This is a genomic window from Porphyromonas levii, assembly GCF_018206105.1.
GTDB lineage: Bacteria > Bacteroidota > Bacteroidia > Bacteroidales > Porphyromonadaceae > Porphyromonas_A > Porphyromonas_A levii.
On sequence record NZ_JADRGN010000037.1, the window covers coordinates 1 to 21,440 of the forward strand.

16 protein-coding genes are annotated in these 21,440 nt (G+C 51.0%); 7 read left to right on the forward strand and 9 right to left on the reverse strand.

The features are described from left to right. Positions 1-467 (reverse strand): hypothetical protein (locus IX315_RS07755; protein WP_211837341.1); only part of this gene is annotated, 467 nt, incomplete at its 3' end. 698 nt (positions 468-1,165) lie between these two features. On the opposite strand from IX315_RS07755, the gene IX315_RS07760 reads away from it, so the two are divergent. The 7 genes from IX315_RS07760 to IX315_RS07790 all read left to right on the forward strand — a co-directional run bounded on the left by IX315_RS07760 (position 1,166) and on the right by IX315_RS07790 (position 9,934). Further along, positions 1,166-2,659: an IMP dehydrogenase gene (locus IX315_RS07760; RefSeq protein WP_211831763.1), complete on the forward strand. Its 1,494-nt coding sequence runs from the start codon at positions 1,166-1,168 to the stop codon at positions 2,657-2,659. Beyond that, positions 2,656-3,216, forward strand: a complete 561-nt coding sequence (locus IX315_RS07765) for a DUF2284 domain-containing protein (protein WP_018357686.1) — start codon at positions 2,656-2,658, stop codon at positions 3,214-3,216. The genes IX315_RS07760 and IX315_RS07765 overlap by 4 nt, the downstream gene beginning before the upstream one ends. A 127-nt stretch (positions 3,217-3,343) precedes the next feature. Then, positions 3,344-4,426 carry a Smr/MutS family protein gene (locus tag IX315_RS07770; RefSeq protein ID WP_211837342.1) on the forward strand — a complete coding sequence of 361 codons (1,083 nt, stop codon included), beginning with the start codon at positions 3,344-3,346 and terminating at the stop codon, positions 4,424-4,426. Between the two features lie 10 nt (positions 4,427-4,436). Beyond that, positions 4,437-4,916 (forward strand): CYTH domain-containing protein, encoded by a 480-nt coding sequence (locus tag IX315_RS07775; RefSeq protein ID WP_134849209.1) that lies wholly within the window; start codon positions 4,437-4,439, stop codon positions 4,914-4,916. Between the two features lie 21 nt (positions 4,917-4,937). After that, entirely contained in the window at positions 4,938-7,091 is a 2,154-nt protein-coding gene (locus IX315_RS07780) for a S46 family peptidase (protein ID WP_425325375.1), read from the forward strand. A gap of 8 nt (positions 7,092-7,099) precedes the next feature. Next, positions 7,100-8,830 carry a bifunctional metallophosphatase/5'-nucleotidase gene (locus tag IX315_RS07785; RefSeq protein WP_018357682.1) on the forward strand — a complete coding sequence of 577 codons (1,731 nt, stop codon included), beginning with the start codon at positions 7,100-7,102 and terminating at the stop codon, positions 8,828-8,830. Positions 8,831-8,836: 6 nt separating this feature from the next. Beyond that, positions 8,837-9,934, forward strand: a complete 1,098-nt coding sequence (locus IX315_RS07790) for a mannose-1-phosphate guanylyltransferase (protein ID WP_018357681.1) — start codon at positions 8,837-8,839, stop codon at positions 9,932-9,934. A gap of 653 nt (positions 9,935-10,587) precedes the next feature. Here IX315_RS07790 and IX315_RS07795 read toward each other — a convergent pair. The 8 genes from IX315_RS07795 to IX315_RS07830 form a co-directional block, all read right to left on the reverse strand. Continuing rightward, positions 10,588-11,031 (reverse strand): hypothetical protein, encoded by a 444-nt coding sequence (locus IX315_RS07795; RefSeq protein ID WP_018357680.1) that lies wholly within the window; start codon positions 11,029-11,031, stop codon positions 10,588-10,590. Between the two features lie 82 nt (positions 11,032-11,113). Beyond that, on the reverse strand, positions 11,114-13,300 hold the full coding sequence (locus IX315_RS07800; RefSeq protein ID WP_211837343.1) for a lamin tail domain-containing protein: 2,187 nt from the start codon (positions 13,298-13,300) through the stop codon (positions 11,114-11,116). A gap of 54 nt (positions 13,301-13,354) precedes the next feature. Beyond that, positions 13,355-14,257 (reverse strand): lipoyl synthase, encoded by a 903-nt coding sequence (lipA, locus tag IX315_RS07805; protein WP_211639358.1) that lies wholly within the window; start codon positions 14,255-14,257, stop codon positions 13,355-13,357. Then, positions 14,254-16,422, reverse strand: coding sequence for a S9 family peptidase (locus IX315_RS07810; protein WP_211837344.1), 2,169 nt, complete (start codon positions 16,420-16,422; stop codon positions 14,254-14,256). The genes lipA and IX315_RS07810 overlap by 4 nt, the downstream gene beginning before the upstream one ends. A gap of 54 nt (positions 16,423-16,476) precedes the next feature. Then, a complete protein-coding gene (locus tag IX315_RS07815; RefSeq protein ID WP_018357676.1) occupies positions 16,477-16,929 on the reverse strand; it encodes a YqaA family protein in 453 nt (150 codons plus the stop codon). A 6-nt stretch (positions 16,930-16,935) separates the two neighbouring features. Beyond that, positions 16,936-17,841 (reverse strand): hypothetical protein, encoded by a 906-nt coding sequence (locus tag IX315_RS07820; protein ID WP_018357675.1) that lies wholly within the window; start codon positions 17,839-17,841, stop codon positions 16,936-16,938. Position 17,842: 1 nt separating this feature from the next. Beyond that, positions 17,843-19,129 (reverse strand): phosphoribosylamine--glycine ligase, encoded by a 1,287-nt coding sequence (gene purD, locus IX315_RS07825; RefSeq protein ID WP_018357674.1) that lies wholly within the window; start codon positions 19,127-19,129, stop codon positions 17,843-17,845. A gap of 9 nt (positions 19,130-19,138) precedes the next feature. Further along, positions 19,139-21,253 carry a S9 family peptidase gene (locus tag IX315_RS07830; RefSeq protein ID WP_244973126.1) on the reverse strand — a complete coding sequence of 705 codons (2,115 nt, stop codon included), beginning with the start codon at positions 21,251-21,253 and terminating at the stop codon, positions 19,139-19,141. Positions 21,254-21,440 lie beyond the last annotated feature (187 nt).

The following is a 21,440-nucleotide window of genomic DNA, read 5'->3' on the forward strand; positions in this document are numbered from 1 at the left end:
ATAGAAAGAATAGCACGAAGCTCCTCTGCTATTTCATAGGGCTTGCCATCTATGTACTGACGTATGCCAATCAAGTTGCCATCTAGATTATATAGGTGTATCTGTCCATCAAAGTGCTTTGGGACAAATCTATCGGAATCATAAAGAGGTGCTCCCGAATATAGGTACTCAATGCTAGGTATAATATGTGCATACAAGCTAACTCCTGAGATCGAATCAGAAATATTTTCGTACCGAACCAGCGTTGTATAACTCAATTTGTGGTTGAACTCTTTTGCTCTGATGGAATCAACTTCATTCGAGACCAATACAGAATTGAACTTGGCATCAAAAGGAACCCACATAAATATGGTAGAATCTCCAAAAGTTACAAATCTAGATTCATCCCAGTCTATATCGACTTCTTTCAGTATAAGTGGGGTCTCGTCATCCGATGCCGAACGCAATTGCGCACGCCTATTTGCCACTTTAACATCAGCGTCTAATTTATTCTTTACACTTTCGAATTGTGTGAAGTTCGACAAAGACGTTTCCTCCAATTCACTGTTCTTATTACAGGAAACGGAAAGTAGAATGCATAATAGTACCAATAAAATGCTACTGCATATTTTCCTCATATTTAGTTAATGAAATCAATATCCCGAATAACTCTTACCGACAAAATAATAAAAAACTAACGCACCAACAAAACAAAAAATATCCCTTCATTCTGACGGTATCAAGTCTCCTCTCCTCAGTTCAAATAGGGCAATATTGTTGTATCTTTGCAACTGAGTAATAACTCATACTGAGCGGAGACATCCAATAAAGAATATGATATTGCGCAAGAACAAAACCGTCCTTGTTCTAAGTATAATACTAATTGCGTTAGCTATAGTATTGGATATTTGGGCTGAAGGATCTAATAGAAAGGAAATAATCGGCTACCTACTAATCATGTTGCTCCCTTTAATCATCATTATTAGGAGAAATTGAGAGGGGTAATACTAGAGCGTTTTCCAGCAATATATGGCGATATACAATATGGTATAGCGCCTTATACTCGGACTTCTTTTACCGGTGCGCGCCATTGAGGGAAGGATGGGGGGGCTTTGCAAGCTCGGACATTTTGTGTAAATTTGCGAGCAAGTTGTACCTCATAACTTTTAGAACCATTAGAGGAAACATGGCAAAAGTACTAGACCAAATCTCCCACACCTTCGGGGAGTATCTACTGATTCCGGGACTCACTACAGCAGAGTGCACCCCTGAAAATATAGACCTGCGGACACCACTGGTGAAGCACCACAAAGGTGAAGCATCCAAGATTAACCTCAACATTCCTTTCGTAAGCGCCATCATGCAATCGGTATCTAATGATACCCTTGCTATTGAGTTGGCACGCAATGGTGGCCTTTCGTTTATTTTCGGTTCGCAATCTATTGAGAGCCAAGCCGAGATGGTGCGCAAAGTGAAGAAGTTCAAGGCTGGATTCGTAACCAGCGACTCCAATCTCACTCCTTCCCAGACCCTACGAGATGTATTGGCACTCACCCAGAAGACGGGACACTCTACCATCGCTATCACAGCGGATGGCACTGCCAATGGCAAGCTCCTCGGCATTGTTACGAGCCGCGACTATCGTATCTCCACTACGCCACTAGAGACCAAGATAGAGTCTTTCATGACGCCATTTGAGAAACTCACGGTAGGCAAGCTGGGTACTACCCTCAAGGAGGCCAACGATGTAATCTGGGAGCACAAGCTCAATACCTTGCCTATCATTGATGAGGATCAGAACCTCCAATTCTTCGTATTCCGTAAGGACTACGATAGCCACAAAGAGAACCCTCTCGAGCTCTCTGGCAAAGAGAATAAGCAGCTACTAGTAGGCGGTGGTATCAATACCCGCGACTACAAGGAGCGTGTGCCTGCACTCGTAGAGGCAGGGGTAGATGTCCTATGTATCGATAGCTCCGATGGCTACTCGGTATGGCAGCAGCAGACCCTCGCTTGGGTAAAGGAGCATTATCCCGACACGCCTATCGGAGCAGGTAATGTAGTAGACCCAGATGGCTTCTTCTATCTCGTAGAGGCTGGGGCAGACTTCATAAAGGTAGGTATTGGTGGTGGCTCTATCTGTATTACTCGTGAGCAGAAGGGTATTGGTCGTGGTCAGGCATCAGCGATAATGGATATCGCCAAAGCCCGCGACAAGTACTTCGAGGAGACAGGGGTATATATCCCAATCTGTTCGGACGGTGGCATCGTGCATGATTACCACATGACGCTAGCGCTCGCCATGGGAGCCGACTTCCTGATGATGGGTAGGTACTTTGCGCGCTTCGATGAGAGCCCCACGAAGAAGCTCAAGATCAACAACAACTATGTAAAGGAGTACTGGGGCGAAGGCTCGAACCGTGCTAAGAACTGGCAGCGCTACGATAGCGGTAGCACTACCGAAGGCATGAAGTTTGAGGAGGGTGTAGATAGCTACGTCCCCTATGCTGGTAAGATGAAAGACAATCTAATGCTCACGCTGAGCAAGATGAAGTCTACCATGTGCAGTTGTGGCGCAGTAAACATCCATGAGCTACACTACAATAGCAAGATAACACTCGTATCCTCCACCTCTATCGTAGAGGGAGGCGCCCACGATGTCATCCTCAAGGAAAGATGAAATACGGAGAGATAAAGACTCATTCTAGATTGATACCGCTTCACGAATACGTGGAGCGGTATCAACATATAGAGCGGTTCCGAGAGGCTTGTAAGCATTGCCGCCAGTATGGAAAGCTCTGGAGCTGTCCGCCTTTTAACTTCGACCTCAACACCCTCCTAGAGGGCTACACACAGATAGAGCTATATGGCTACGAGGTAGTACTCAATGAGGAATATGCTGGGCGTGAGGGCTCGATGCAAGAGCTTATGGATCTTGCCGAGGAGATAGGCGATGCCGTTCGCCTGATTACCGATCGGGAAATTCTGGCACTGGAGAAGAGCCGACCCGGCAGTCGAGCCTGCTTTGCGGGAAGCTGCCGCAGGTGTCCTCGTGGTACCTGTGCTCGACTCAAGGACAAGCCTTGCCGTCATCCCGAAGCTATTCGTTACTCTCTGGAGAACTTCTGTTTCGACCTCATGGGCACTTCCGAGGAGCTTTTCGGCATCCCTACCCAATGGATAAGGGAAGGTAAACTTCCGCCCTACTACTTCTACCTTGGAGCTCTACTCTATTGAGCACTATCGGGCTGATATAGCCCTTACGACACATTGGTAATGGTGAGGACAACCGACATTTGGCAATAAGAGAACCCGATTATCACTGATAAATTAGGTACATTTGTGCAATATAACGTTAACGAGCATGGATATACAAGTAAATATCGGGGATAGGGTTCGGTTTCTCAATACCACTGGAGGGGGTGTTGTACGCAAGGTACTACGCTCTAGTGGTGTAGTATATGTAGAAGACGAGTCGGGCTTCGAGATTCCTGTACTACATAATGAGGTGGTTAAGGTAGAGGATGGAGCTACTATAGTACCGCCCGTGAGTGCTAAGAAGCAAGAGGCTCCCGCAACTACTGCGGTTCAGCCCCAGCGCAAGAGCACCTACCGACCTGCCCCTAAGCGAGGGAGCGACCCTAGTGGAGAGCTACTCAATATCACCCTATGCTATCTACCCGAGGAGGGTGGGCGCATCGGACAGAGCCACTACGAGGTATTCCTCGTCAATGACTCCAACTACGATCTCTTTGTCACCTACACCTCGGGGCGCGGTGCAGCCCATGAGCTCAGATTCGCGGGTATGATCTCTTTTGATAGCTCGGAGCTACTAGAGAGTTTTAGTCCCGACGAGCTACCCGAGCGTGCCAAGAGTACTTTCCAGATTATCGCTTTCAAGGAGGAAGGGGTGCCCTACCGTCCTAAGCACTCTGTGGATGTCGAACTGAAGATAGATGGTGCTAAGTTTTTCAAGGAGAATGCCTTTATAGAGACGCCCTACTTCGACGACCACGCCATTGTGTACGAACTAGTGAAGGACGACAAGGTAATGACCACAAATAAGATTGATGCCGAGAAGCTCGCAGCAGAGATGATGTCTCAGAAGGTGGCTACTCAGCAGAAGCGCCCTCACACCGAGCCCCAAAAGAAACTCAGCGAGCCTCTAGTAATCGACCTACATATAGATGAAGTGGTAGATAGCACCGTAGGCTTGGAGCCTCGGGATATGCTGGAGCTCCAACTCAAAAGGGTAGAGGAAGTGCTTCGAGCACATCGCAAACCCTCTTTCAAGGGAAAGAAGATTATCTTTATACACGGCAAGGGCGAGGGTGTATTGCGCCAAGCCGTAATCAATCTCCTAAAGCGCAAGTACCCCAGATACGACCAGCAGGACGCCTCATTCCAGCAATACGGATTTGGCGCTACACAGGTAACCATTAGATAAGATAGGAGCTATGGCATTAGAGATAGAACGTAAGTTTTTGCTCAAACCTGGAGCACAATTGCCTGAGAGCGATGTAGTACTAAATATACAGCAAGCCTATATCGCCAACGATGAGGGACTCACGGTGCGCATTCGCCTAATCAATATGGAGGAGGCATATCTCACCATCAAGAAGGCTCTGACAGAGAAACTCGGTATCCGCAGTGAGTTTGAGTACCCAATCCCTGTAGAGGATGCGATAGAGATGATGCAGCTGAGCCACTACAGCAAGATTGTGAAACAGCGCCATATCATCACAGATGGCGCACGCAGGTGGGAGGTGGACTTCTTCTTGGAGGAGAACGAAGGGTTGATCATAGCGGAGCTGGAGCTACCATCGCTAGAAGAGACGGTCATCATCCCTGAATGGATAGGCGAGGAGGTGACCAACGACCCGCACTACCTCAACTACTACTTGGCACAACACCCCTATAGTACTTGGAATAAATAACAGACAAATAGAGATAAGAGCATGAAGATGATGAAGAGATGGTTAGCAGCCGCCGCGGCGGTACTCTTCGTAGCGCCAATGGCTAAGGCCGACGAAGGGATGTGGATGGTACAATTCCTGAAGCAACAGAACCTCGCCAAGATGCAAGCAATGGGTATGCAAATGTCGGCAGAGGATATCTACAACCCTGGCAAAGGGTCGTTAGTAGACGCTGTAGTACAGTTCGGTGGCGGATGTACGGGAGAGATCATATCTAGTCAGGGATTGGTCATCACCAATCACCACTGCGGTTTTGGTGAGATCCAAAACCACAGTTCGGTAGACCACAACTACCTCCGTGATGGGTTCTATGCCCCTACTCTACAGTCCGAGCTCCCCAACCCTGGGCTCACGGTCACGATAGTAGAGGAGATCGTAGATGCTACCGACTATCTCAATAGTTATATCAAGGCGAAAGGCATCACCGACCCACTGCAATACATGCGCCGTGCTTTTCTTCGCAAGGTAGCGGAACAGTGGTACAAGGAGAATAGAGGCGAGCTCACCAATGGTGTGAACCTAGATATGGCGCCTTTTTATGAAGGCAATAGGTACTACCTATTTGTCAAGAAGATCTACTCCGATATCCGATTGGTAGCTGCACCTCCTAGCTGTATCGGCAAGTTTGGTGCCGATACCGATAACTGGGCTTGGCCTCGCCACTCTGGCGACTTCTCGGTATTCCGCATCTACACCGCTCCCGACGGTTCGCCAGCAGAGTACGCAGCAGAGAATATCCCACTCAACCCCAAGTACTACCTCAAGATTAATAGCTCTGGAGTGCAGGAGGACGACTTCGTAATGATGATGGGCTTCCCTGGCACCACCAATCACTTCTATACCCCTAGCGAGGTAGTAGAGCGTAGAGATATAGACAACCAGATCCGCATCGACCTCAGGAAAGTTCGCCAGGAGACCATGTGGGAAGAGATGATGAAGGACGAGGCGGTCAATATCCAGTACGCAGCTAAGTACCAAGGCTCCACCAACGCTTACAAAAATGCCATAGGCACCAATTGGGCAACCAATAAGATGGACTTCGAGGGCAATAAGCGGGCAATGGTAGACAAGCTCCGCGCCTACGCCAAGAAGGTAGGCAAGCCCGAGTATGCCCAAGCTATAGACAAGATAGAATCCATGGTGGCAGAGCGTGCCAAGCTACGTGCACTCTCCAAGATATACGATGAGGGTCTGAACCGAGCCGTAGAAACTATGCGTGCTCCCCTACTTACGGAGAAAGAGTTTGCCAATACAGAGCCAGATAAGTTCATGAAGCAGCTCGACAACTACTTCAATAAGGACTACAATATAGCGGTAGATAAGAAGGTCACCAAAGCGATGCTTACCGCAGTGCTCGACTATATCCAAAAGGTGCAGGGCACTGAGACACTACCAGTGGAGCTAGCAGCGCCAGCGATTGCGAAAGCTCTTCTTGAGCGCGGAGAACTAGATAAGGTCTTCGACAATAGCCTCTACCAAAATAGAGAGAAGCTCCAGCAAATCCTCAAGGGCAAAACCTACAACGACTATGCTAGCGATCCTCTTGTGGCACTTGCCATGGCTACACACAACGACATAGCTACAATATCTAAGGCACTAGCAGAGTACGACAGAGACTTCGCCTTCGCACGCAAAACGATGCTCCAAGGGATGCTCGAGATGGAGGGCGAGATGAACCTATGGCCTGATGCCAACCTCACCCTTCGTTATACCTTCGGTAGAGTAAAGGGCTACTCGCCACGAGACAATGTCTACTATGGGCACCAGACCACGATGGAGGGTATCATGGAGAAGAGGGACGACAATAGCCCCGAGTTTTACCTGCTCCCTAAGGTCATAGAGATATATAAGGCTAAGGACTTCGGCAAACTAGCCCTAGCGAATGGCAAGATGCCTGTGGACTTTATCTCTACTACCCACTCTACAGGTGGCAACTCTGGTTCACCACTTGTGAATGGTCGTGGCGAGCTTGTGGGTATCAACTTCGACCGCAACTGGGAAGGCGTAGGTGGTGATATACAATACCTCCCCGACTACCAGAGAAGTATCATCGTGGATGCTCGCTACCTACTCCTAGTACTTGACAAGTACCTCGGAGCCCAACGCCTACTCGACGAAATCGACATTGTAGAATAATACTCAAGATGAAGCGGATAATACTATTTGCCTCTCTGCTCCTTCTCTTGGCTGGGTGCCAACCTCCTGAGAAGAGCACCACGCTACACATCGTGCATACTACCGATGTCCATGGCAATCTTTTTCCCTACGACTTTGTCAATGACCAGCCAGGCACTGGAGGCTACGCCCGTGTCTCCAGCTATATCAAGCAGCTAAAGCAGGGAAGCGATGAAGTACTGCTTCTTGATGCGGGGGATATCCTACAGGGACAACCCTCCGCCTATTACTACAACTTTATCGACACTGCCTCCACGCATATCTATGCTCAGGTGCTCGACCAGATGGGCTACGACGCTATCTCTATAGGTAATCACGATATCGAGACAGGGCACAGCACCTATGATAGGTTCGTGGCGGAACTTAAGCTCCCCGTACTGGGTGCCAACGTACTGAAGGAGGGGACAGACGCCCCCTACTTCCTGCCCTACGTCTTTATCCAGAAGGGCGGGCGCAGGATAGCAGTGATAGGTACCACTATGCCCGGTCTTACCCACAACCTCCCTCGCGTATTGTGGGAGGGACTGGAGTTTACCGACCAGGTGGAGACCATAAAGAAGTATCTCCCCGAGATACAGGCGAGCAAACCCGATATGATTGTGGCACTCATCCATAGTGGTAGCGGCGATAAGGATGGCGAGACTCGCCCATTGTCGGAGAATGTAGGCTACCAAATGGCACGCGAGGTGCCCGAGCTGGATCTCGTACTCCTAGGGCACGACCATCGACAGCTACTTGACTCGGTAGTGCATCAGGATGGTAAGGTCACCTACCTCCTCAACCCCGCTAACGATGCCAATGCGGTGAGCCACACCGTGGTCACCTTCCACGATAGCAAGAAGGGCAAAGGACGAATCACCCTTGCCCCTGAGATTGTATCGCTCGAAGAGGTACAGCCCGACCCAGCGCTCTTGATGGGATTCAAAGACCAAGAGCAGGCAGTCAGAGACTTCGTGGCGCGCCCCATCGCTACACTCACTAGCCCTATCGAGGCTAGGAGTGCCTTCTTCCGCCCCACCCCTTTTACCGATCTTATCCACCAGCTACAGTTCTTCATCTATCCCGAGGCAGAGGTATCCTTTACCGCTCCACTGGACTTCAATGTCACCCTTAACCAAGGCGAGATAGCGGTAAGAGACCTATTCAAGCTCTATAGGTACGAAAATACCCTCTACCTCATGAAGCTCACGGGCGACGAAATCCGCAAGACGCTAGAGGAGAGCTATGATCGCTGGATACAGACCATGACCTCGCCTACCGACCGTCTTATTCAGATAGACGAGTCGAAGCTCGGTGGGCAATACCTCGCTACCAAGAATGCCTCTTTTAACTTCGACTCCGCCTCTGGGATGACCTACACTGTAGACGTTACCCAGCCCAAAGGAGAGCGCGTGATAATAGAGAAAGTAGGAACCAAGGAGTTCGACCCCCAAAAGGAATACTTAGTAGCCATCAACTCCTATCGGGGCAATGGCGGTGGTGGGCTCCTTACACGTGGCGGCGGCATCCCTGCCGAGGAGCTACCAGAGAGGCTAGTCAAGTCTACCGACAAGGATCTAAGATTCTATCTCATAGACTTCTTCAAGAAACACAATCCTTATACTCCTATTGTAAAGGCAAAGTGGTCTTTCGAACCAAAAGAGTGGACAGAGCCTGCCATTCAGCGGGATAGTACCCTCTTATTCTCCCAACAAAAGTAAGCGAAGATGAATAGTCTACTCAACGACAACTACTGTGTTATCATGGCTGGAGGGATTGGTTCCCGTTTCTGGCCTTGGAGCCGGCAGAATCGTCCCAAGCAGTTTCTCGATATCCTAGGGAGCGGGAGGTCAATGATTCTAGAGACCTTCGACCGCTTCGATACCCTAGTCCCCGAGGACAATGTATTGGTCGTAACGGGTAAGAAGTTCGAGAAGATGGTACTCAATGAGCTGCCTGCCCTCCACCCGAGCCAAGTGCTCACGGAGCCAGATCGCCGCAATACCGCTCCCGCAATTGCTTATGCTGCCTACAAGATTGCCAGCATCAACCCCGATGCGGTGATGATTGTATCCCCTGCCGATCAGCATATCACCAATATCAAAGCTTTCAGAGAGACCCTCCTCGGAGCCGTCGCCTATGTGAAGGAACACAACTGCCTCATGACCATAGGTATCCCCCCTACCTATCCCGCTACGGGCTATGGTTACATAGAGCTAGGCGAGGAAGCCAAAGCCACAGGCGTAGGACCTATCGTTAGGTTCAAGGAAAAGCCCTGCGAAGAGGAAGCGGTACAGCTCCTTGCCACAGGCAACTATGTGTGGAACTCGGGGATGTTCGTCTGGCGTGTGCGTGATATTATCAGCGCTCTTGAGAAGTACCTCCCCGAGGTAGCGGTTCACTTCGCCGAGATCAACGTATATGGTCAGCCTGGAGAGATAGATGCCGTATCCAGAGCATTCCTCGCTTGCCCTTCTATCTCCATAGACTATGGCGTAATGGAAGTGGCCGATAATGTAGCTTGTATTCAAGGGACCTTCGACTGGGACGACCTCGGCACTTGGCAGAGCCTACAGCAGCATCTAGAGCATCACCCCACACTTTGCACGCCAGAAAATACCGAGGGAAAAGGCAAGGTGCTACTCGAAGACAGCTCCCGCACCATGGTACACCAAGGCGTCAAGCACAAAGACATCGTGGTGGTAGGGCTAGAGGATTACCTCATCGTAGACCTCGATGACACCCTCCTGATCGCTCCGAAAAAAGACGACAAGCGCCTCCATCAGCTCCTCGAGAAGTACGCCAAACAACTCAAGAAGCAGTGACATAGCAAAGATAGTTGTGACCCGCCCACCAGCGGGTCACATTTGTTTACACCCCCGTATACCCAATGTCGCCATCACGAATATTCATCAGTGTAATAGCCTGATAATGTTCCCTCAATCCCTATGGTCTATATCATCGTTTGCTTGTTATCGCTATAACCATTTCCTGAGACCCTATATCAGCAAAATTTATTCCTAGAGATAAATAAATTTATTTGTACAGATAAATAAATTTATTCCTAGGAATAAATTTGCCCGCTCTCGCTCGTCACAACTGGTGCTCGCCTGAGCGATTACGGTTAGAAGGCTGCACCCCCACGACACCGCTGGGGTTCGGGATCACTCATAACGAACAATAATAGAAAACATTAGCGCAGTTTACGGTAGCCTCGGTTGAGGGCGTAGCCCGAGGCCGTGGAAAGTTAGCCCCCACCCCCCTAAAGGGGGCTTGTACTTCCTGTGAGCAAGGGAAAGCCCCCTTTAGTGGGTTTGGGGGCAGTAGCGCAGTTTACGCGAGCCTCGGTTGAGGGCGAAGCCCGAGGCCGTGGAGAGTTAGCCCCCAAACCCCCTAAAGGGGGCTTGTACATCCTGTGAGCAAGGGAAAGCCCCCTTTAGGGGGTTTGGGGGCATTGTCCCACTCCATCTATAGCTTCTTAGTCCCAACGAGACTTATTGCGCTTATTCCGGCGATGGTCACGGTCATCGTAGCGGCGGTAATATCGGTCGTCATCACGATCGTAACGGCTCTTATTTTTGCGAGTCTTAATCTTCTCTTGCTTCGTACTCTGCAGGTAAGAATTGCGGAAAGTATACTTAACCGCTATGCGATCCCGAGAATTGTATCTATTATTCCAATTGGGTCGATAGTAGTAGAGTACATCCATACGGTTGCGCCCATTCATGTAAGAATCCGCATAGTCAGGCTCACCATTGACCCTAATCACATCGCTAATATGGGTGCCCTTTCTAATCACCCCATAGTGGTTGCCATTATTTCCACCATAAGGATACCTTTGTCCACCCATAGGGATAAACATCGAACACGATGACACAAGCAACACTGTAGCAGCAGCGAGTAGCAACTTAATCTTCTTCATATCCAAAGTCCAATTTTCATTAAGTAATCTATTCCTTTCTCTCCTTTTGATAATAGAAATAGGGATAGGTTAAATCCGGGACTTACCGAATATGTAGCCATGTAGACTTATAGCTTACCGAAGCAGGCTCCTTATCGGGGTTGTAAAAGTGCAAATCCACAAGGAACAACATGGTAGGAAGCGGTGCCGTGCCCGCCCTCAGCGAAGTAAAAAGTGGACGTATATCTGCGCCCGATACTGACATAAGGACATCGCCCGTGAGACTATACAGCGTGAGTGTAGCTAGGGAGGAAAAACGTTGGAACATAGGCACCACTTGCTCCAGGCTGAGCGTAGGATTATCAGGCCATTCTATTGCACCTGTCTGAGTGTCATCGGGGAGGGCGCTCCCATCTACACTATTCTTGATCCCAGGGGTACCACCCATGCCTTTCTTTGAGCCGTTCTCTAGTGCTCGCCTCCAGCTATGACGCTGGGTGCCGTCGGCACTAGGACTGAGGCGTTCGAGCGAGAAACCCGTACGATCCGAGCTATTCTCCCCCAGCCACTGTCGGCGATAGACCACCGCATCCACCACTTGGTGGGAGGTGTGTGCGTGGAGTGCTATTTCGGAGTAAGTAGGGGAGATAGCGGGGAAGTCTATCCGCTCTACAAGGGCATGAGCATCACTCTGAGGATAGAGCTTAGGGAGTATTTCGGGAAATGGCGAGAGCACCACATAGCTCTTCGGTTGTAGGAGATACGACTCACGCACCAGCAACCACGAAGCGGCAGAGACACCCTCCTCCTTATTGGTATAAGAGAGGTAGAGATCGGCGAGGTCGACCACCTCAGACGAGTTATTGAACAACTCGATATACTTCTCCCCCGTAGTGGTAGGCGAGAGCATCAGTTCATTGATCACCACACTCCCCTGAACCACCTTGTTATAAGGCATCAGCGTGGTAGGCGCACCAGGCGTGCCGCCATTGGGGTGGTTGCTCCTTCGCCAGCTATCAGGATTGTAAGTGACACGCTCAATAGAGGCGCCCCCTTTCGCTTCTCCCTCACCATAAAGCCGAGACGAAAAGGCGACTTTGTCATACTCCACGCCATTGGTATCATTGAGCGACAGTGTGAAATTACTCCCTAGAGCGGGGAAGCGCTCCATAGGCACAAGGGTACCCAAGCGGGAGAGAGGGGGATCACTCTCCAGATAGAGGACGGCAAAAGAGCGATTGGCTACCGTAGCCATTGGCAAGGGGTACTTGGTACGACCGTAGAGGAGATACAAATCGCCTAGCGCAAGAGGTGCACCACTATTATTGTAGAGCTCTATGTACTTCACCGCTTGGAGAGGTCCCGACTCGGGAGGGGATGCCATAATTTCGGTAAAGTAGACACCCGTGGGTATGGCAGTACTCCCCGAGGTCTCGCCCTTAGTCTCCACAACAAACGAGAGAGAGAAGGTGTGTCCAGACCTATCTTGGAGCCCGTGGATGGTGAAGTCGTATTGACTATTAGGTGCAAAAGCAACACCTAGGTAGACCACCAACTGATCTGCCGCAGCCCCTGAAGCAATGGTAGGCTGAAAACCGCCGCAAGTGACCCTAGCATTGTGTACCAGCACTGGGGCAGAGAGGTAGAGCGTAACCCGCCCTATATCCTCAGGCTCGAAGCGTAGGATTTTCACCTCCTCAGGGGCTGCGCTACCGCCCACCAGCTCAGGGAGAAGGTAGGTATAGTCTAGTTTCCTTTGCGAAGAGAACTTTGTGGAGATGGTAAAACGTGGCGTAACCTTTCCTTGTCGTATCTTCACCCACTCCCCCTGCCACAGTCCGGTATGCGTACTAAAGGTTTGCAGCTGTAGCCCTCGCTCTTTGTCGTAGAAGAGCTCTACCTGTAGGTTGTTCCATACCAGTAGGGCGGACTTGAATAATTGCTGTGAGAGGACTTGGCTCGATAGCTTGCGCCAATGCCCACTATAAGCCTCGTGGGTCTCTTGCACCAGCTGAATCCCTTTCTGATTGCCATAGGGGATGACCTTATAGTAGTACCGATAGTTGCCCTCATCGATATACAAGGGGGTGTACTCAAAGGTATTGGCGGTAGTGGGAAGACTGACAAACCGGAAGCCAAAGCGCCAAGAAAGAGTACTCTCGAGCTGATAAGGCCGGAAGATAGAAGCGCTACCCGCCACACCATCATTACGGTGGGTGAGGGTAGCGCCTTCGATATGAAATGCTTGTAAGTCGCCTTGCCACTCCCCTTGCCACCCCGTCTGAGCCATCACCATTAGGGGGCACCACACGAATAGAAGTAAGGAGAGACAACGACGCATGGGTTATAAGTCTTTTAGATGGATACTTTTCTTGGCGACTTCAAACTGTTGGTCGGCTTTGTAGGACGAGCGCACCAGAGGACCACTCTCCACATGCGAGAGTCCGAGTGCCTCTCCTATCTCCTTGTATCTCCTAAACTGGTCGGGGTGCACATACTCCTCCACCGCTATATTCTGCTTCGAAGGGCGAAGGTACTGCCCTATCGTAAGGCTCGAGACCCCCACAGAATAGCAATCCCGAAGTAGTTCTTCGACCTCTTCGGGCGTCTCGCCCAGCCCTACCATTATACCTGTCTTGGTGATAAAACCGCTATCCGCAATGTGCTTCAACACCTTCAGACTAGTATCGTAGGTAGCTCGGTGCCGCACCGTAGGGGTGAGCCGCTTCACCGTCTCCATATTGTGCCCCACGACATCTGGCTTGCTCTCGAGCACGGCATCGAGAGCAGTGAGGTCGCCTTGGAAGTCGGGGATGAGGACCTCGATAGTGGTATTGGGCGAGAGTCGCCGTATCTCCCGAACGGTCTCTGCCCAGTGCGCCGCTCCCCCATCGGGGAGATCGTCACGGTCTACCGAGGTGATGACGGCATACTTTAGCCCCATCCTCCTGACACTCTCCGCTACACGGCGCGGCTCGTCGGGGTCGAGCGGTGCAGGATTCTTGCACGAAGGCGTACCGCAGAAACGGCAAGAGCGGGTGCACTCATTACCCCCAATCATAAAGGTAGCGGTACCACGGCTCCAGCACTCTGCTTGATTGGGACACCGTCCACTACTGCAGATGGTATGGAGTGCCGCTTCCTTGATGGTCTCGGAAGTACCTGCATAGTTGTCGGTACTTGCTATGCTGATCTTGAGCCAGGCGGGTTTCCGAAGGAGAGGTTCCTTCTTATTACTCATCTTCATTGCATCAGGTGCTTCTTGAAGTGGTCGGTAAATTGCCTATAGAGGTGGTTGCGGGTGTTGCCACCATAGATACTATGGTTCTTGTCGGTGTAGAATAGCATCCGGTAATCCTTATCCGCCTCCACCAGCGCAGGTACCAGCTGCATCACGCTCTGCACATGTACGTTGTCGTCCGCAGTACCGTGGACAATAAGCAGAGCCCCCTTAAGACCTGCGACATGGTTCATCACCGAAGTGTCGTGGTATCCCTTGGCATTTTGCTGTGGGGTGCGCATGTAACGCTCAGTATAGATAGAGTCGTATAGTCGCCAATCGGTAGGTGGTGCCACTGCTACTCCAGCTGCGAAGGTCCCATTACCACGAGAGAGGGTCATCAGTGTCATATACCCGCCGAAGCTCCAGCCCCAGATACCAATACGCTCTTTATCCACAAAGGACATCTGACCTAGGGCTTGGGCTGCCTCTATCTGATCTTGGCTCTCCAGCATACCCATCTGCAGATAGGTGCACTTCTTAAACTCGCTTCCTCGCCCTCCGGTGCCACGGCCATCTACTGCAATGACCACGAAACCCTCCTGCGCAAGGTACTCTTCCCAACCGAATGAGAAGCTATTCTTCACCGTCTGCGAACCTGGACCACTATACTGTGTCATCACCACTGGGTACTTCTTATGCGCATCGAAGCCCTCAGGCTTGATCATCCAAGCATTAAGCGTCTGCCCACTCTTGGTATTGACTTGTATGAATTCCCTATGATTGTACTTCACCTGTGCCAATCTCTGAGCCAGCGCTTTATTATCCTCTAGAAGGGTGAGCGCCTTGGCATCGCGTGTGCGATAGATTTCGTACTTAGGTAGTTCGGTAGCCGAAGAGTGCTTAAGGAGGTAGTAGCTCAGATTGCTACTAAAGGTAGCAGTACTCCATCCCTTCTCGGGAGAGAGGTAGCGGGTACGCCCCTTTTTATCCTGTGCCACAATAGTACGATCCATAGGCGTAGGGTACGCCATGGAGTAGACCACCTCGCCACTTGGGGTTACGCCATAGAAGGTGTCGATATCGTAGTCCCCCTTGGTGAGCTGTTGCTGGCGCACACCGGCTTGGTCGAGTCGGTAGAGCTGTGGTCTGCCACTTGTCTCAGAGACATAGTATGCTCCGTCATTGGTAAAAGCGAGCTGCAGCACCCAGCTATTGCTATCTATATAGCGGTCGTCTTGGTCCTCCAACCAGAGACGAGCCACCTGGCTGTCGGGATTAATCTGATATGTGCGGAGGTGGTTTTGGAGCCTATTGAGCGTGAATACGTAGAGGTGCTCCTTGTGGAAGGTCATCCGAGGGATATAAAACTCCTCTTTCATCCCAAGGTCTAGCACTGAGGTCTTGCGGTTGTCTAGGTGATACAGACAAACCGATACCTCACTATTCTTCTCTCCTGCCTTGGGGTACTTGAAGCTGTAGATATCGGGGTAATTACCCTTACCGTAAACCGTCATATCGTAGCTCCTCACCTGGCTTTCGTCCGTCCGCACAAAGGCAAGGTACTTACTATCAGCGCTCCACGACATGAGGCTAGTGAGGTAGAGCTCCTCTTCGTACACCCAGTCGGTGACACCGTTGAGTATCTCGTTTTGCTTACCATCAGTGGTCACCTGAACTTCGGTATCGAAGTCGAACTTCTTGACATATATATTATTGTCCACTACGAAAGCGCAGTTCCTACCATCGGGAGAGAGCAGAGGCACGCGTACCCGGGCACCAGGGCTCGTTAGGGGTTCTACCCTATTACGACGGACATCATAGTGGTAGGCATCGTAGGTAGCGCTCCTGCGGTAAATAGACTTCCCATCGCGCAGGATAATGATATGGTGTCCGGTATCACTGATGATATAATCCTCAAAGGTATCGAAGCTACAGTCTCTTGCCGTCTTGGTATCGAAGAGCACCGCCACTTCTTTGCCGCTCTCATAGCTGTACTGCACTAATCGAGTGCCATCGTCCGACACCACGGTATAGCTATTGCCATCCGCCATAGGGCGAAAGCTATTGCCTGCGCTCCTTGCTGCATATACGCCATAGGTGATATCCTTCAGGCTAATTCCCTCTGCCCAACTAGGCACACTGGTAAGTAATGCGAATAGCACTACCACCAGACTACTGATCTTCTTCATATAGTATCTATCTAATATTCTCAACGAGTACAAATATAACGATAATCGCCCCAACTAAAAAAGCGACATCACCCAATCGAAGGCGCCGAATAGCACCAGGTAGCGGAGGAACTTCCCTACAAACATCCACATAGCCACACTCCATACATTGGCTTTGAGCAACCCCAAGGCTACGGCAAAGAAGTCGCCAACACCGGGGAGGAAGACAAAGAAAGCCATCCAGGAGCCTCGCCCTTGAAGCCAACGTGTCCACTTATCTACCTTCTCCTGTGGCATCTTGAGGTACTTCACAATCCACTCGGTCTTGCCAAGCCACCCAAGCCAGTAGCAACTCATGCCCCCGAGGAAGTTACCAAGGGTAGCTGCAATCAATACCGGTACAGATGCCGCACCAGCGGCAAGGACGCCCAGCACTACGGGTTCCGAACCGAAAGGTAATACCGTTGCGGCTAGGAAAGCGGCCAAGAAGACCCCGATATAACCGTATTCTATAAGGAAATCAAGCATAATCTATCACAATGTAGGTTGCCCTAAATATAACCATACGCGCACGCCTACGGCAGCAGAGAGTACGACCAGCAAGGGGAGGAGTAGCCAACGGGTACGCCTCTGGGTGAGAAGATAATCGGCAATGGCTCCACTGAGGAAAAGAGACGATAGGAGGAACCCATAGTTGCCTTCACCCTGCACACCATAGAGGAGATTCATGAGCATCAGCACCCATGCAAGCTGAATATGGTAGCCCATTGCCACACGCACACGCACCGTACTGGCACGTATCATCTGAGAGACGGCTACCGACACCACCACCAGATAGGCTGTATCCAGCACCAACAGTGGGATATCCAACAGCTTAGGCCAATGAAGCGCACCAAGCGGAGCTATCCATCCAGACCAGTACTGTAGGATGCCTGCCCAGCTACGAGTAGCAAAGAGCATGGTGGCAAGCGCTAAAATGGTAAGATACCCTGCCACATAGGCGATGATATGCCTAAGCGAAGAGGAGTGTATCGTCCGCAGTTTGCCCAAAAAGAAGGGCAATAAAACCACGAATATCGGGTGAATAAGGAAAAGCAATGCCAATGCCACACCGAGGTCGTAGACAAAGAATGTAGAGCGACTTCGGCTAATAGACATCACCACACTATCACTCAGAATCACCGCTAATATCATGGCGATAAAGCCAAGATTGGTAGCGGAGATCCCCGTTAGCGGTACACCCACAAGATACACAAGGAGGAGCAACAGCCCCAAAGGGCGCACATGGTAGGTTCCATACGCCAACTCACCATGGCGCCGCACCGCTAGCAGTGCCAATACCACGAAGACTACGGTCAGCCATGGCGAGGCGAGCAGAGCCGCCCACCACTCCCCTAGTTGTGGCAGGTATAGACTCACGAGTGACGGTCTTTCTACCATCTCAGAGTTTTAGCAGGTCTTGACCTATATCCTTACGGTAGTTCATCCCCTCATAAGAGAGCGCCCCTACCCTTCCATACGCTTTGCCTAGAGCCTCCTCTATAGAACCGCCCATAGCCGATACAGCTAGCACACGACCCCCAGCCGTAACCACCTGGTCGCCATCCACCTTGGTCCCCATGTGGAACACCTGTACCCCCTCTGTCTCCTCTCTGAGCCCAAGGATAGGGAACCCCTTCTGGTACGTCTCAGGATAGCCTCCCGATACCGTGACCACGGTAGTAGCCACTTCGTCGAACTCCAAGAGTGGTTCCATAAGGCCTAGTATCTGATCGCGTAAGGCAAGCATAGAGCCCACGAGGTCGCCCCTAATTCGTAGCATCACAGCTTCGGTCTCGGGGTCGCCCATACGGCAGTTGTACTCAATGACATAAGGGTCGCCCCCTACATTCATCAGCCCGAAGAAGATAAATCCACGGTAGTCTATCCCATCTTCGAGAAGCCCCTGAATGGTAGGGCGGATAATACGCGTCTCTACCTTCTCCATAAAGGCATCGTCCACAAAAGGCACAGGAGAAACGGCACCCATACCTCCGGTATTGAGTCCTGTATCGCCATCGCCAATGCGCTTATAGTCTTTTGCTGTAGGGAGGAGCATATAATCCTTGCCATCGGTGAGCACAAAGACGGAGCACTCTATCCCCTTCAGATAGCTCTCCACTACCACACTTGCGCCAGCGGAACCAAACTTTCCCCCCAGCATCTCGCGCATTTCTGCCTCTGCCTCCTCGAGAGTCTCAGGAATCACCACGCCCTTACCCGCAGCCAGACCGTCGGCCTTCAGCACGTAAGGTGCACGCTCCTCCTCCCTCAGATAGCGAAGCCCCTCCTCTAGAGTCTCACTTGTGAAGGTACGGTACTTAGCAGTGGGGATACCGTGACGTGCCATAAAATCCTTGGCGAAGTCCTTGCTCCCCTCCAGCTCTGCCCCTACCTTGGTAGGACCAACGATATAAAGATCCTCTAGCTCTGGATCGGCATTCAGATAGTCTACCACGCCTTCTACAAGCGGCACCTCAGGACCTACCACCACAAGCTCTATCCCCTCCTTTTTGATAAGCTCCGAAAGCCCCTCGAAGTCCGATACCCCTATCGCCACATTGTGGCACTTGGGCAGCTGACCACCATTACCAGGCGCCATATAGATATCCGAGATCATACCACTGAGCCCTATCTTCCAAGCTAGCGCTTGTTCCCTTCCCCCATTGCCTATTACTAAAGCCTTCATACCTCTTATTTATAGATGATCCTCAAAATACCTACATATCACCTTGTGCAGATGCACACGGTCTTGCCCCCTCACATTATGCTCGTCCATAGGGTAGACCATATAGTCGGGCAAGGTAACCGCCTTCACGGCAGCCTGTAGGAAGAGCTGTGAATGCTGCCAGAGTACTACAGGATCCACTCCGCCATGGATAAGGAGGAGACGCCCCTTGAGGTCGCCCGCCCTCTTTATCAGATTATTCTTGGCATAGCCCTCAGGGTTCTCCTCAGGCGTATCCATATACCGCTCGCCATACATCACCTCGTAGTACGACCAATCCATTACAGGACCACCAGCAACGCCCACCTTGAAGGTCTCTGGATAGGTGAGGATGAGGTTGGTAGTCATAAAGCCTCCGAAGCTCCAGCCATAGACACCGATACGGTCGCTATCCACGTAAGGCAGCCCCTTGAGGTACTCGATGCCCTTCATCTGATCTGACATCTCCACGGTACCGAGTTGGCGATGCGTGATGCTCTCGAAGCCCATACCACGATGGGCAGTACCACGGTTGTCTAGGGTAAATACCACGTACCCCTGGCTTGCCATATAGGTATCCCAACCCATACGAAGCCCTCTCCAGCTATCGTTGACCAACTGAGAGTGTGGTCCTCCATACACATAGAGCACTACAGGATACTTCTTACCTGCCTCTAGGGTCGCAGGGCGGGTGAGCTTATAATACAGATCGTCGCCCGAGTCACTCCTTAGGCTCCCCAGCTCCACTACTGGTTTTTCATAAGCCACAAGTGGATCCTCAGCACGCAATAGCTCCTTCTTCTCACCCGACTCAAGCGAAACGAGCGTAGAGACACCAGGGGTATTGAGGTTGGAGAAGTTGTCGAGGAATAGCTTGTAATCATCCGACATAGTCACGCTATGCCAACCCTCTCCCTCTGTGAGGCGCACCGAGGCGCCACCCTCTAGGCTTACGCTATAGAGGTCTTGCCCTATGATATAGTCTTTATTGGATGTAAAGTAAATCTTCCCAGCATGCTCATCGATACCGAGTAGCTCCTTTACCTCCCACGCGCCCCTTGTAATCTGACGCAGTAGCTTGCCCTCGCGGCTATAGAGATAGAAGTGGCTGTAGCCATCCACACGGCTCAGGCGCACAAAACGTCCATCACTTAGGAAGTGGATAGGCTCACGGGGCTCGATATACTTAGGATGACGCTCCTCGATAAGCATACGAAGTAGGCGACCACTCGTAACATCGTACTCCCTCAGATGGGTCACTTGCTGGCTGCGCTCCACCTCATCGATCAGTAGACTGCGGCTATCGGGCGCCCAAGCAATATTGGTAAAGAAACGATCGTAGGGCGCACCCGTCTCTAGGTACTGGATAGTACCTGCCTGTGTGTCGTAGATACCAATCGTAACCCGCTCACTCTTTCGCCCCGCCATAGGATACTTGATGGGGTCGTGCACGGCAATATGGCTATTGATACGCACGATAGGATAAGGCTCCACATCACTCTGGTCGTTGCGGTAAAAGGCGACGTAACGACTATCTGGCGAGATAAATAGACCGCCACTTATTCCAAACTCGCTGCGGTGCACCTCGATACCATAGGTAACATCGAACGAACCGTCTTGCGTAAGTTGGTAGGGCGTACCGCCAGGTACCATCACCGCAATATTTTTGCGGTCAGATAGCATCATATAGCTCCCATTGGGTGCTACCGCCTGAGTCGACCACTTATCACGATCCACGCTATAGCGTGCTACTACCTTACTGTCGAGATAGTCGTAGAGGACATAGTCGTTATCCACCCAACCTGCGACTACCCTTTCGGAGAAAGGGGTAAAGTTACCTCTACCGCCTACATGCTCCCACTTCAGGAGCCTAGTCTTGACATCCAAGCCTTGGGCATAGATACCCTCCTGCAGGTGTAGGAGCACTCCCGATGGAGCCACCCCCACCACAGGCAATGACTGTGGCACAATCTTCCAATACTCCCTAGAGCCAGGCGTAGCCTCCTCTATGGTCACTTTTTTCAGCTCTTGAGCGTAGCTGAATGGCATACTCGCAATGGCTAGCAATAGCGCCAACCCTGTTGTCACTCTTCGTACTATCTGCATAATCATTTAACTATTTACTTCCCCCAGCTACAAATTTACCAAAACTTGCTTTATTGGGGACGAAACTGGTTATAGGGAGAAACATTAGCACGGTTTTCGTTACCACGCTTGAACTGTGGAGCGGAATCTAAGCCCCCAAACCCCCTAAAGGGGGCTTTTTCTCCCGTTGCTCATCTAGCTACCTGAC